14 protein-coding genes are annotated in these 13,096 nt (G+C 60.4%); 3 read left to right on the forward strand and 11 right to left on the reverse strand.

Annotated elements, in window-relative coordinates; genetic code table 11:
- The first annotated feature begins 133 nt into the window (after window positions 1–133).
- Window positions 134–565 (forward strand): group III truncated hemoglobin, encoded by a 432-nt coding sequence (locus tag ABWU19_RS12420; RefSeq protein ID WP_435901997.1) that lies wholly within the window; start codon window positions 134–136, stop codon window positions 563–565.
- Here the strand turns inward: ABWU19_RS12420 and ABWU19_RS12425 are convergent.
- Window positions 525–734: a DUF2905 domain-containing protein gene (locus ABWU19_RS12425; protein WP_435901998.1), complete on the reverse strand. Its 210-nt coding sequence runs from the start codon at window positions 732–734 to the stop codon at window positions 525–527. The two genes, ABWU19_RS12420 and ABWU19_RS12425, sit on opposite strands and share 41 nt — an antisense overlap.
- Window positions 735–737: 3 nt before the next feature.
- The gene (gene era, locus ABWU19_RS12430) at window positions 738–1,652 is read right to left on the reverse strand and encodes a GTPase Era (RefSeq protein ID WP_435901999.1); all 915 of its coding nucleotides are present in this window, start codon (window positions 1,650–1,652) and stop codon (window positions 738–740) included.
- A gap of 70 nt (window positions 1,653–1,722) precedes the next feature.
- Here era and dprA point away from each other — a divergent pair, with 70 nt between their 5' ends.
- The gene (gene dprA / locus ABWU19_RS12435) at window positions 1,723–2,736 is read left to right on the forward strand and encodes a DNA-processing protein DprA (RefSeq protein ID WP_435902000.1); all 1,014 of its coding nucleotides are present in this window, start codon (window positions 1,723–1,725) and stop codon (window positions 2,734–2,736) included.
- Between the two features lie 70 nt (window positions 2,737–2,806).
- Here the strand turns inward: dprA and ABWU19_RS12440 are convergent, their stop codons facing one another.
- The 9 genes from ABWU19_RS12440 to ABWU19_RS12480 all read right to left on the reverse strand — a co-directional run bounded on the left by ABWU19_RS12440 (window position 2,807) and on the right by ABWU19_RS12480 (window position 12,763).
- On the reverse strand, window positions 2,807–3,529 hold the full coding sequence (locus tag ABWU19_RS12440; RefSeq protein WP_435902001.1) for a hypothetical protein: 723 nt from the start codon (window positions 3,527–3,529) through the stop codon (window positions 2,807–2,809).
- On the reverse strand, window positions 3,522–4,850 hold the full coding sequence (locus ABWU19_RS12445; RefSeq protein ID WP_435902002.1) for an ATP-binding protein: 1,329 nt from the start codon (window positions 4,848–4,850) through the stop codon (window positions 3,522–3,524). Before ABWU19_RS12445 ends, ABWU19_RS12440 begins: the two co-directional genes overlap by 8 nt.
- A 3-nt stretch (window positions 4,851–4,853) precedes the next feature.
- Window positions 4,854–5,510, reverse strand: coding sequence for a response regulator transcription factor (locus ABWU19_RS12450; protein WP_435902003.1), 657 nt, complete (start codon window positions 5,508–5,510; stop codon window positions 4,854–4,856).
- Between the two features lie 112 nt (window positions 5,511–5,622).
- Window positions 5,623–6,657 (reverse strand): tRNA dihydrouridine(20/20a) synthase DusA, encoded by a 1,035-nt coding sequence (gene dusA, locus ABWU19_RS12455; protein ID WP_435902004.1) that lies wholly within the window; start codon window positions 6,655–6,657, stop codon window positions 5,623–5,625.
- Between the two features lie 91 nt (window positions 6,658–6,748).
- Window positions 6,749–7,777 (reverse strand): 4-hydroxy-3-methylbut-2-enyl diphosphate reductase, encoded by a 1,029-nt coding sequence (gene ispH / locus ABWU19_RS12460; RefSeq protein WP_435902005.1) that lies wholly within the window; start codon window positions 7,775–7,777, stop codon window positions 6,749–6,751.
- 130 nt (window positions 7,778–7,907) lie between these two features.
- Complete coding sequence (locus ABWU19_RS12465) at window positions 7,908–9,413, reverse strand: carboxypeptidase M32 (RefSeq protein WP_435902006.1); 1,506 nt, start codon at window positions 9,411–9,413, stop codon at window positions 7,908–7,910.
- 174 nt (window positions 9,414–9,587) lie between these two features.
- Window positions 9,588–10,421 (reverse strand): carbohydrate ABC transporter permease, encoded by an 834-nt coding sequence (locus ABWU19_RS12470; RefSeq protein ID WP_435902007.1) that lies wholly within the window; start codon window positions 10,419–10,421, stop codon window positions 9,588–9,590.
- Between the two features lie 4 nt (window positions 10,422–10,425).
- Complete coding sequence (locus ABWU19_RS12475) at window positions 10,426–11,307, reverse strand: carbohydrate ABC transporter permease (RefSeq protein ID WP_435902008.1); 882 nt, start codon at window positions 11,305–11,307, stop codon at window positions 10,426–10,428.
- A gap of 184 nt (window positions 11,308–11,491) precedes the next feature.
- Window positions 11,492–12,763, reverse strand: a complete 1,272-nt coding sequence (locus tag ABWU19_RS12480) for an ABC transporter substrate-binding protein (RefSeq protein WP_435902009.1) — start codon at window positions 12,761–12,763, stop codon at window positions 11,492–11,494.
- A gap of 162 nt (window positions 12,764–12,925) precedes the next feature.
- Here ABWU19_RS12480 and ABWU19_RS12485 point away from each other — a divergent pair.
- On the forward strand, window positions 12,926–13,096 hold a 171-nt coding region (locus ABWU19_RS12485), incomplete at its 3' end, for a DUF4277 domain-containing protein (protein ID WP_435902010.1).

Consider the following 13,096-nt stretch of genomic DNA (forward strand, 5'->3'; position numbering starts at 1 on the left):
CACATCGTGGGCAGTCCTCGTTGAACCAAGAATCCCACTGGCTTTAGCCGTGGGAGTGTCAACCAAATAAAGCGGGCGGTATGGTAACCGCCCTCACTTCACCCCGCGGCCAATCTGGCATAAGGTTTGACCCGTGAACGATCTTGCATCCAGAGCCGACATCGCGGTAGTGGTCGACGCTTTTTATGCCAAAGCCATCCAGGACGAGCAAATCGGCCATCTGTTCGAGGGCCTGGACTTAATGCACCACCTGCCGGTCATCCACGACTTCTGGGAGAACATCTTGTGGCGCACCGGCGCCTACAGGGGTGGCATGATGTACAAGCACCTGCTGCTAAACGCCCGCAAACCCCTCAAGCTCGAGCACTTCGAGCGCTGGCTCGAGCTGTTCACCCAGACTGTCGATGCACACTACCAGGGCCCCAATGCCAGCGCCATGAAGCAGCTGGCATATTCCATAGCCCGTAGCATTTACGCTCGAGTTTCCCAGCAAAATAGCGTCCCGATGGGCGTTCAGGATGCCCCTAGCGAAACCAGCGCAGAAGCAGGCTCAAGGCCAGGCTAACCAGCAGCATGGAGGTGAGGGGAAAGTAAAAGCGAAAACCCTCGCGCTCGATACGAATGTCTCCGGGCAGGCGGCCAAACCAGCCCAGAAGCCCAGGGGCGTACAGCCAGATCAGGCCCAGAACCACCAGCACCAGGCCCAACACCAGCAGCAAGCGCCCAACTTCCATGCTCTAATGGTAGCCCAGTTCCCGCAGGGCTTCGGGGTCCTTACGCCAGTTGGGGTAAACCTTGACCTGTAGGTCCAGGTAGACCTTGCGCGATAAAAAGACCTCGAGCTGCTTACGGGCCGCCGCCCCAATTTCCTTGAGCTTTCGCCCCCCGGCTCCAATCAGAATGGGCTTGTGGTTCTCGCGCTCGACATAGATATTCACCTGGATGTAAAACATTCCCCCACCCCCGCCGGCGGGGGCGGGGCGCAGCTCGAATTCTTCGGTTTTGGTGGCAATGGTGTAAGGAAGCTCTTCCTTAAGGCGCTTCATGGCCTCTTCGCGCACAATCTCGGCGGCCCATTCCTCCGGGGTCTGGTCGCCTTTGGCGAAGTCGGGCGGGAAGAAAAAGGGGCCTTCGGGCAAAAGGGAGAGCACTTCGTCGCGCAGTGCTTTGGCGTCGCGCTCGTTCTGGGCCGAAATCATGCGGGCTTCCAGGCCTGGCAGTAGCTCGGCATAAGCCTGCATGGCCGACTCGGGGTACTTGGCAGCATCGGCCTTGTTGCCCACCAGAATAATGGGTATCTGCCCCTTCAGGGGGCGCAGGGCACGCGCCACCAGCTCGTCTTCGTGGGTAGGCGGATGGCGCAGGTCCACCAGCCACAGCACCAGGTTAACCTCGGCCAGGGCCTCGGTTATCTGGCGGATCATGTACTCGCTCAGGGCGTCGGTGGCCTCGTGCCAGCCAGGGGTATCCACAAACACAATCTGGCGGTTGCCCTCGGTATGGATGCCGCGCACCCGTTTGCGGGTGGTCTGTGGCTTGGGGCTGATGGGGGCGATTTTTACGCCCAGCATAGAGTTGACCAGGGTAGACTTGCCCACATTGGGCTTGCCCACCACGGCTACAAATCCGGAGTAGGTCGTTCCTTCATTCACGGTTCTAGTATAGGGGCAGGTCGGGAACGAACCCCCGTGCGCTCCTTCATCGGCTATCCTGATGCGAGCTATGCCCGACCCCCTGGCCCTTGCACTCACCCCCCAGATTGGCCCCAGTCGTCTTAAACAAGCCCTTGCTACCGACCTGAGTGTGGCAGCCATTGCCGAACTGCTGGGCTCCGAAATTGCCGCGGCCTATGCCAGAACGCTCGAGCAAGGCCTGGCCGAAAAAGAGCGCGAAAAAGCAGCCCGGCTGGGCCTGTGGCTGGTTGGCATGTGGGATCGTGATTACCCCGAAGTCTTGCTGCACCTCGAGAGCCCCCCAGCGGTGCTGTATCTAAAAGGGGAACTGCCGCCCAGCGAGCGCAACATCGGCATCGTGGGCACCCGCAAGGCCAGCCCCTGGGCCCTGGCCTGGACGCACAAGGTAGCCCGTGAGCTGGCCGAGGCCGGGGTGGGCATTATCTCGGGGCTGGCTTTGGGAATAGATGCCGCTTCGCACAAAGGCGCACTGGAAGGGGGCGGCTACACCCTGGGGGTGCTGGGTAGCGCGATGGACCGCTTCTATCCACCCCAGAACCGGGCCCTGGCCGAACAGATGAACGTGCTCTCGGAGTTTCCGCTGGGAACCCCCCCGCAGGCTGGGCTGTTCCCCCGGCGCAACCGGATTGTGGCGGCCTTCGCCAAAGCGGTGCTGGTGGTGGAAGCTGGAGAAAAGAGCGGCAGCCTGATTACTGCGCGGTTTGCTGCCGAACTGGGCCGCGATGTGCTGGCCGTACCGGGTCGGCCCGGCGATGCCTTTTCGCTGGGAAGCAACCGGCTGATTCAGGATGGGGCCGGGCTGGTGCTAAATACCGAGGACGTGCTGAATGCCCTGGGGGTGCTGGCCCCCAAAAAGCAGGCCGTGCAGTTGGAGGGCAGCGAGGCCCAGGTGTACCGGGCTTTGCTCGAGCTTTCCGAAGCCCTGCCCGACGACCTGGCCCAGACCACCGGCCTTTCCACCGCCGAGACCCTCTCGGTGCTGATGATGCTCGAGCTCAAGGGTCTGGTGCAAAGCAGCGCCGGACGCTACAGCCCGCTGTAATGCCAGTGCTTTGGCACCAGCTCGTACTTTCTATTTCCGTTACAAACTGGTGTACGGCCATCATCTTTGCCTACGGGAACTGCCTGACCGAAGACCAGACCAGCCCCTGCGCGCCCACAGCACCTAATAGCTCATACCAGCCAGGTTTGAGTCCGGGGGGCACAGGAAAACTGGCCGGAAGCGCCCGGAATTTGCTTCCATCGAAGTAGGCCACCACCCGCACCTGGGCCTGTTCGCTGGCGGTCTGCAGGGCCATAAAAGGATCGGAGCGGTTGTTAGAAAGCCAGGCCGAAACAAACGGGTACTGCCAAGCCCCCACCAGACTGCCCGGGCCCTGGTAAAAAGCCCAGGGTGTAGGGCTGTGCAGTTTGACCTCAGTGGCGACAAACACTTCGCCTTCCCAGACCCCATTGGCCTCGAGCCACATACCGGGAATGGCCAGGCTCAGCCAGGGGGAGTTGCTCTGGATACGCACATTCCCCGAAATGATCTGGCCGCCCGCGTTCAGCGTCACCTGCCCCATGTAGCTGCGAGGCTGGCGGGCGCTCGAGGGGTTGGGGTTGGCATTTGAGTTGGGACTGGGCCCTGGGTTGTCGCTGTTTTTGCTGTTGGAACCGCCGCTGTTGCCACCTTTATTGCTGTTGCTGCTGCCCTTACCGTTACCCTGGACCAGGGTGGGGAGATCGGGGGAAAGCCCGGACTGGCTGCTGGCCGAGGCGCTGACGGCCCATACCGGGGATAGCAGCAAAACCAGAACCACCCACAACCAGAAGGCTATGCGAAGGCTATCCACGGCGCACCTCGAGTCCGGGTAGGCTCAGGATGACCTCGAGGCCACCCCCTGGCCGGTTGCGAAACTCGAGCCTGCCCCCCAGTAAGGTTGTTATATGCCGAACCAGGGCCAGCCCCAAGCCCATTCCCTCCACCCTGGGCTGAAGCCGCAAGAAGGGGTTGCCCAGGCGCAGCAGGTCTTCCTCGCGTACCCCCGGCCCCCGATCACGGATGAAAATATGGGTCATGTCCGCCTGTCTGACTTCGACCTGCACCTCCCCCTGACTGAACTTGAGCGCGTTGCTGAGCAGGTTGTCCAGGGCCTGCTGCAAAAGTTCTCCATAACCCAGCACCTGAGCCCCCAGGTCACCTTTCAGGGTAATACGCTGCTGTTCTTTGCTGGAAAGGTTTTGCACCACCGAGCGTAAGGCTATGCCCACATCAAGCGGCTCGGGGTCTTTCTGGGGGCTGCGGGTCAGGGCCAGCAAGCCCGCCAGCAGGCGCTCCAGACGTTCAAGGCTCCCCTTGATGGCCGGCAACGACTCCTGCGGGGTAAGCAACCCCTGCTCCAGGGCCTCTATCTGCACCCGCAGGGTTGCCAGGGGGGTGCGCAGCTCGTGCGAGGTATAGCGGGAAAAATTGCGCTCTCGCTCCAAAAAACCTTCCACCGCCCGGGTCATGCGGTTGAAGCTCTCGGCCAGATCGGAGAGCTCATCCTGGCCTGGCGGCACCGGAACGGGCTTGGGAAAACGCTGCTGGGCGATGGCGTGGGCGGCTTCGGTTAGGTGTCGGATGGGTCGCATCAGATAATCAACAAGCAGGTAGGCCGCAACCAGCGCCAGCAGCAGCGAAAGCGGCAGAACCAGCAGTTCAGTGCGCCAGAAAGCCCGCAAGGCTTCGTTCTGGCTGCGGATATCGAGCGCAGCCTGCAGCACAAACCCTTGCTCGAGCAAGCGTTCCGTTTTGAGCCAGTTTAAACTTTCTGAAGGGAATCGCCCACCGATTTCCAAAAAGACCTGCTCGCCCCGCATCACCCGAAACCGGCTGCTGCTCAGTTCGACCAGCCTGGGCAGGCGGCCCGGGTCGAGCACGACCCGTTCAGGGGTGATGACCAGGGCTTGTTCTACCGCACTGGTTATGGAGTTGAGATCCTGCTTGGCTACCTGGCTCAGGGTGGCCTGAAAGCGCACAAACCCCACCCCACCCACCAGCAACGCCGTCAGCAAAACCACTGCCAACATGCTAAGCATCAGGCGGCTGCGAAAGCCCCCCCACAACCTTCCTTTTGCTCTGGGCGGGGCCAGCCGGATGGTCTGGGCAGCTTTGCGCGGCAACACTCGCACCTGTTAGACCCCCAGAACATAGCCCCCGGGCAGGGTGGCTATTACATTCTCCCCCATCTTCTCCCTCAAGCGATGCACGTATACCCGCAGAATCCGGTGGCCCGACTCGGTGTTGGGAAATAACTTCTCCAGCAGCTCATCCACCCCAAAGACCCGTTCAGGGTGCAGGGCCAGGCGCTCCAGCAGGGCAAACTCTTTGTCTGAGAGTGAAACCAACCGTTGATTCCAGTACACCTTGCGGCTGTCAAACTCTATCCGCAGGGGACCGCGCTCGAGCACAGTCTGGCGCGTGGTACCCCCCCGCCGTAGCAAAGCCCGCACCCGCGCCAGCAACTCCTCGAGGGAAAAAGGTTTTACCAGGTAATCGTCTCCGCCCAGATCCAGCCCCAGCACCCGGTCTTCCACGGCATCACGGGCGGTAAGAAACAAGATGGCCCCCTCAAATCCCCCCTGGCGGAGTTGCTGGGCCAGGCGAAAACCCGCATCGTCTCCCTCTGGCAGCATCACATCCAGGGCAATCAGGTCGGGCTCGAGCTCATCCACCAGCTTCTGGGCCTGGTCACGGCTATCGGCCCACTCTACCTCGTAGCGCTCCCGTCGCAGCAAGGCCAGCAGGGGCCCTGCCAGACCCGCTTCGTCCTCGACCAGTAAAATCCGCATGGTTGATCCTTACTAAATTCTACAGCGCGTATCGGTAAGCGGACAGCTCTTCCTGAGCCTTTGACCCTGTCGGCTTTTATCACCAGCCTAGAACCAGGTGGTAAACAGGAAATTAATCTGTAGTCAGCGAGACAAGGGGCTTATCGGCGCGCCGGTCGGCTTCAGCCTGTACTTGCTCGAGGGCCTGGCGCAGCACCTCAACCCCGGCCCCCCGCCGACAAGCCCGCTCCGAAAGCAGCCTGCGCCACAAGCGGCCCCCCGGCTGCCCCTTGAACAGGTTCAGCATGTGGCGGGCAATGGCCCACAGGGGCGTTCCCTGCTCGAGCTGGGCTTCGGCGTAGCGCAGCATGGCCTGGGCTACCTCGAGCCGGCTTGGCGAGCGGTTCAGGCCAAAAAATCGTGCATCGGCGTGCTCGAGCACAAAGGGGTTCTCGTAAACCGCCCGTCCCAGCATGACCCCATCTACCCGCTCCAGGTGGGCCTGGGCTTCGTCCAGGGTTCGCACCCCCCCGTTCAGCACAATGGTCAGGTGGGGGAAGTCCTGCTTGAGCTGGTAGACCCACCCATAGCGCAGGGGCGGCACGGTGCGGTTTTCGGCGGGCGAAAGCCCCTTGAGGTAAGCCTTGCGGGCATGGATGATAAAGACCTCTATACCCACATCCGCCAGCTTTTCAATGAAGCGCGCCACATAGCGGTAGTCTTCTAGCTCATCTACCCCCAGGCGGTGCTTGGCCGTAACGGGGATACGCACCGCCTGCCGCATGGCGGCCATACACTCGGCCACCAGGTCGGGCTCTAGCATCAAGCAGGCCCCAAAACCTCCTCCCTGCACCCGCTCCGAAGGGCAGCCCAGGTTCAGGTTAATCTCATCGTAGCCCCACTGTTCGCCAATATGCGCTGCGGCTGCCAGTTTTTCCGGCTGCGAACCCCCAAGCTGCAAAGCCACCGGGTGCTCCTCGGGGTTGAAATCCAGCAGCCGGGGACGGTTCCCCAGCAGGATGGACTGATCCACCACCATCTCGGTATAAAGCCGCGTCCGCCGGGTTACGAGCCGCAACAGGTAGCGAAAGTGCCGGTCTGTCCAGTCCAGCATGGGCGCGACAGAAAGCACGTGAGGGCTTGGGTTCGGGGTGATCGGGGCCATCATCAAACCTTGAGCGGCGCCTGGTTGGGCCGGCTAGCCAAACAGGGCACCACCAAATTTACTTTTCGCATCCAGCCCACCGCTTTCCTGGCGTTTAGATTCGGCTGGCCAGCACTTCCTGGGGCGATACCCGTTTTGGCTCGCGGAACTCGATATCTTCCCACTCGCCTTCCTCGATGACCTCGAGGCCAGGGTTCTGCTGGCGGAAGTAGGCCACCACCTCCTGCACCAGGTCGTCCGGGGTAGAAGCCGCCGAGGTAATGCCCACCGAGCGCACCCCCTCGAGCCACTCAGGGCGGATGTCCGCTGCTGTATTGATGCGCTCAGCCCGGCCCACCAGGTTCTGGGCCAATTCCAGTAGCCGCATCCCGTTCGATGAGGTCAGGCTGGTCAGCACCAAAAACATATCCACCTTGGGCGCAATATGCTTTACGGCATCCTGGCGGTTCTTGGTGGCATAGCACAGATCGTGGCGGCTGGGCACCACCAGCCTGGGGAAGCGCTGTTTGAGAATTTCAATGGTCGCCAGGGTATCGTCTACCGAAAGGGTGGTCTGGGTCAGCACCACCACCTTCTCGGGGTCAGGCACCTCAACGGTGCGGGGGTCGGCCAGGCGAGGGTCACGCCCCACATGGGTATGCACCGCCACCAGAATGGTGTGCTCCGGCGCCTCGCCACGGGTTCCCTTAATCTCTTGGTGGTCCGCAGAGTCGCCAATGAGCAAAATCCAGTAGCCCTCCTTTGCATAGCGTTTGGCCTCGCTGTGAACTTTGGTGACCAGGGGGCAGGTTGCATCAATCTGGTGCAGGTTGCGCTCGGCCGCCTCGGTACGCAGCCAGGGGGGAATCCCATGCGCCGAGAAAACCACAGTATCGCTGAGCTTCTTACCCGCTTTTGCCAGCTCGCCGCGCAACTGCTCCACCTCGACCAGGTCTTCGACAAAATGCACGCGGTGTTGTTCCTGCAGGCGTCTAAGCACAATGTCGTTGTGGACGATGGCGTGGTACACCACCAGCTCCCCCTCATCCTGAAGTTCTTTAGCCGCCTTTTCCACTGCCTCAATGGCCATCACCACCCCAGCACAAAAACCCCTGGGCTTGGCCAGATACACGCGCTCCACCATACCAAGAGCCTACCTTAGCACAGGATGACCGCTGGCGCTGTAAGCAAAGGCCACTGCGCGATCATGGCGCGAAGAGCTTTCCCACTCCAGTGGGTTTTAGGCTGCACTAAACATTGGGCTGGGGGTCATATCAGACCCCATAAAGCGCCGAGTATTTAAGGTTCAGGTAGTCGATCAAGAACTGTGGGTTCAGATCCTGGCCGGTTACCTCGCGCACCAGATCGCGGGGCCAGTAGCGGCTACCCTGGTGGTGGATGTTCTTGCGCGTCCATTCCAGCAGGGGGGTGAACTCCCCCTGGGCAAACTGCACCTCGAGCGACCCCAGCTCCTGTTCGGCCCTGGCAAAAAACTGCGCTGCGTAGAGGTTGCCCAGGGTGTAGGTGGGGAAGTAGCCGATCAGCCCCGCCGACCAGTGCACGTCTTGCATTACCCCATCCTGGATTTCCGGCGAACGAACCCCTAAGTATTCCTGGTATTTGGTATCCCAGGCCTCGGGCGCATCGTCTATGGATAACTCACCGCGCAGGAGGGCCAGCTCTACCTCGAAGCGAATCATGATGTGCAGGTTGTAGGTTACCTCGTCGGCCTCTACCCGGATCAGGCTCGGCTTGACCTCGTTGATGGCGAAGTGAAAATCCTCGAGGCGCACATCGCCCAGCGATGGGAAGTGCTGCTGGGCTCTGGGCCAGAAGTAGCGCCAGAAGCCCAGGCTACGGGCCACCAGGTTTTCCCAGGTACGGCTTTGCGACTCGTGAATACCCAACGAGATTTCGCTGCCCATGGGGGTACCAAAGTGCTCGGGCAAGAGCCCCTGTCCATAGAGCCCGTGCCCCATCTCGTGCACAATGCCAAAAAATCCGGCGTTGAAGTAGTCCTCATAGTAGCGGGTGGTCAGGCGCACGTCGCCGGGGCCGATGCCCTGCATAAAAGGGTGGGCCACCACGTCGAGGCGGCCCGCCTCCAGGTCAAAGCCTATTTTTGCCACGACCTCCCGCCCAAAGGCCTCCTGGGCGCTTTGGGGAAAGTGGCGGTGCAAAATGCCGGTGTCGGGCTTGCGTGTGCTGCCCTCCAGCCGCTTCAGCAGCTCCACGGTGGCCTGGCGCAGGCGGGCAAAGACCGGCTCGAGCTGCTTTGTGGTAGCCCCCGGCTCGTACTGGTCGAGCAGGGCATCGTAGGGCTCGTCCTGGTAGCCAATGGCATCGGCAAGCTCGCGGGTAAGGCCAAAGATTTTTTTGAGCGTTGGCTTAAAAGCCTCCCAGTCGTTCTTGGGCCGGGCCTCCTGCCAGATGGCCTCACCCTCGCTGGTGGCCTGGGCCAGTTCAACCGCCAACCGCTGGGGAATTTTGCATGCGCGGTCGTAGGCCCTGCGCCACTCCCGCACATTCACCGCCTCCACCGACTCCGGGGGCCCCAGCCAGTCCGAGCCCTCTACCACCGCCAGCATCTCGCCAATGCGGGGGTCGGTGGCCCGCTGGTGCAGGAGCTTGGCCAGCGCGGCCTGCATCTGGGCCCGGTGGGCGTGGCCCTTGCGCGGGATATAGGTGGCCTGATCCCAGCCGGCCAGCCTGCCAAAGGAGGCCAGATAGGCGGTTTCTCTGCTGTGTTCCCAAAGCCATCGGTATGCTTCTTGCATCATACCTACCCATCATAGCGGTTCGTTCTTTTTGCTGGGGCCCCCGCCTCAAGTACCGCTGAGGGCTGCTCCCAAATCCAGTCGGTTTTGACCTGCGCCAAACAGAAACTTGAGGTGGGGTACATATCGCAATCTCCCAGTTCAGTGGCCCGCACAGAATGCATCCCTCGAGCAAGCTTACCCTTTCACCGCTCCAGCGGTTAGCCCGGCCACGATGCGCTGCTGGAAGATGAGCACCATAATCACCAGGGGCACCGTCACCACCACCGAAGCGGCCATAATTGAGCCCCAGGGAACCTCGTAGGGGCTGGCGCCACCAAATGAGGCAATGGCAACCGGTACCGTGCGCACATTGTTTCCAATGGTAAAGGTGAGGGCAAAAAGGTACTCGTTCCAAGCACCAATAAAAGCCAGCAGGCCCGTAGTGACCAGGCCAGGGCCAGTAAGGGGCAACATCACCCGGAGCAGGGTTTGTATGGGTGTTGCACCATCCACATAGGCGGCCTCCTCGAGCTCCCGCGGTAAACCACGGAAGTAGCCGGTCAGCACCCAGACGGTAAAGGGCAGGACAAACAACAAATACGACAGAATCAGGCCGGCGTGGGTGTTGAACAGGCCGGTCTCCCGCAACAACACAAACATACCCGAGAGCACCGATACCTGTGGGAACATGGTCATGGCCAGCACCAGGTAGAGCACGGCGTTTTTGGGAGGAAAGCGCAGCCGGCCCAGCGCGTAGGCCGCCATCACGCCCATAACCAGGCAAATCAGGGTGGCACCCCCTGCCACAATCAGTGAGTTGAGCAGGTTCCGGCCAAACTCCGCCCCACTGAAAACGTTCTGGTAGTGCGAAAGGGTAAATGGGACGGGCAGGAAGCTCGGGTTCGGGCTAAACAGGGCATCACTGGTCTTAAAGCTGCTGATGATGGCCCAGTAAAAGGGAAACACGCTGTAGACCACAATAAATACCACCAGCGCATAGAACAGCAGCCGCCCCAGGTAGTAGCTCACACCTTTAGTCCTCACCGCGCACCCCCTTTCCGGCTGCACGCATGTACAGCACAACAAAGATAAAGATGATAACCAGGATGGCTACCGATACGGCGGAACCGTAACCCAAGTCCTGAAAATCAATCAGGGTCTGGCGGTTGTAGATAGCCAGGCTGCGGGTAGCGGTGTTGACCCCCACCATCACAAAAATTACGTCGAAGACCCGCAAGGCATCCAGGGTGCGGAAAATAAGGGCCACCACCAAAGCCGGGGTCAAGAGCGGCAGGGTTAACGTCCAGAACTGCTGCCAACGGCTGGCCCCATCGATGTCGGCCGCCTCGTAGATGTCCGAAGGGATGAGCTGCAAACCGGCCAGCAACAACAAGGCCATAAACGGCGTGGTTTTCCAAACATCCACCGCAACCATGGCCCACAACACCGTATTGGGGTTAGCCAGGAAGGCAATCTTGTTGGCCACCAGACCGGTGTTGATCAGGATCACGTTGATGACCCCGTAGATGTCGTTGAGCATCCACTGCCACATCTTGGCTGAGACCACCGTGGGGATGGCCCAGGGAATCAGGATGGCAGCCCGCACGATACCCCGACCCCTGAAGTTGGAGTGAATCACCAGGGCAATAGCCAGGCCCAGCACCGTCTCCAGAAAGACTGAGGCCACGGTAAAACGCAGGGTATTCCAGAGCGCACCTCTAAAGTCGGGGTCTTGCAGCAAGAAAATGTAATTCTTGAAACCAACAAACTCGGTCGGTTCTACAAAAGAGATATCGGCCCGGTGAAACGAGTAGTAAAAAACCTGAGCCAGCGGATAGCCCGCCACAAACGCCACCACCAGTAGCGTAGGCAATACCAGTAGCCAGGCTAAACGGGTTTGTCGAATAGTGAGCATCTATCACCTCCGCCCCAGCTAATCTTCAAAAGGAGCATGGCGGTATTGTTGCAAGACACCGCTACTATACTTGGTTGTTGTAGCCATATTCCAAAGAACCCTTATGACGCGTTAAAACCTGCTCTCTGACAAAAGAATGGGGCCGGATATCCGACCCCATTCCCAACCAAGCTTTACCAAAGGCCTAGCGCAGGATACGCCGCAAGGCGGCTTCAATATCCTGCACAGCCTGGGCAGCCGGCTTGCGTCCGGTAATGGCTTCGTGAACACCCGTCCAGAAGGCTTCGGAGACCTGGTTATAGCGGGCTCCCGCTACGCCCGAAGGGCGGCCGATGGCGTTTTGGAATACCGGCAGCAGATCCTTGAAGAAGGCGTTCTTGGCCAGCACCTGGGGGTCGTTGTACAGGGCGGGCCGGGTGGGCAGGCGCGAAAGGTTAATGGCGTTGTCTTTTTGAACCTCCACACTGGTCAGGTACTTGACCAGGTCAGCGGCTGCCTTTTGGTTCTTGGAGTAGGCGGAAACCATTAGCTGCCAGCCACCCAGGGTGGCTGCATTGCGGCCACCCTGACCTGCACCACGGGGCAGCACCGTCACGCCAATTTTGCCTCGCACCGCGCTACCCTCGCTCTGGCCCAGGCTGTAAGCGTAGGGCCAGTTGCGCATAAAGGCGGCGTTGCCCGTCTGGAAGGTATTGCGGGCTTCTTCTTCGGCATAGCTGGTCACACCTGGAGGCGAGATACGGCCCACCCAGCTACGAACCATGTTCAAAGCAGCAATGGCCTGGGGGTTGTTGATGCTAATGCGGCCATCTGGCTCAACGATGCGGCCACCGCCCATGGAGAAAATCCACTCGAGGGCGTCGCAGGTCAGGCCTTCGTAGGCTTTACCCTGCCAGACAAAGCCCCAGAAGTCGCGGTTGCCCGCCTGGCGCTCCCCGGCCTGAATCTTGGTGGCCATCTGGTCAAGTTCGGTCCAGGTCTGGGGTGGGCGCTGGTACCCATACTTTTGCAGCAGGTCGGTGCGGTAGTAGAGCAGGCCCGCATCGGTGAAGAAGGGGATCGAGGTCAGCTTGCCCCGGATGGTGTTGTTTTCCACGATGCGGGGGAAGAACTGGCCCAGCTCGGCTTCGGTAAAGAACTGCTTGAGATCGGCTGCGTGAGGGGCCACAATACCGGGCCAGATCACGTCAATCATGTACACATCCACATCGGCACTACGGGCTGCCCAGTACTGCTGGTACAGGGCCAGCCGGTCGTTGGTGTCGGCTGGGGAGTCGATGTACTCGATTTTGTTGCCGGTTTTTTTAGCCCACTCTTCCGCCTTGGCCTTCATCCAGCGGCCACCCTCGCCCACTGCGGTTGAGTCACCCGCAACACGGATGGTTACCCCCTGGGCGAAGGCCAGCCCACCCACGGTAAGGGTCAGGGCCAATGCACCTACAAGCCACTTCTTCATGTTTCCTCCTGTTTCATTGGAAGTGCTTCCAAAGCTAACCAGCCAGCGCTGATTTAGGCACTTCATCATTTGGAAATACTTCCTTGGCGAAGTCTATTACCTGCTACCCCGATTGTCAACCCCACATTCCGCACCCCTCAACCTTGACTTTAGGATTTTGGGGTGGAAACCAATGCTGATCTTCAGGTCTACGACTTGGCCAACCTGGGTCTGGTGGCTGGAATCATGGATCGGATGAAGCTGGTGGAGACGGTGGATCATCAGGTAGGGCCTCGCCCCAACGAGAAGGTCTCCACCGGCGTGGCCCTGAAGGCCGCTGTGCTGAACGTCCTG

It is taken from the genome of Meiothermus cerbereus, assembly GCF_051297115.1.
GTDB lineage: Bacteria > Deinococcota > Deinococci > Deinococcales > Thermaceae > Meiothermus > Meiothermus cerbereus_A.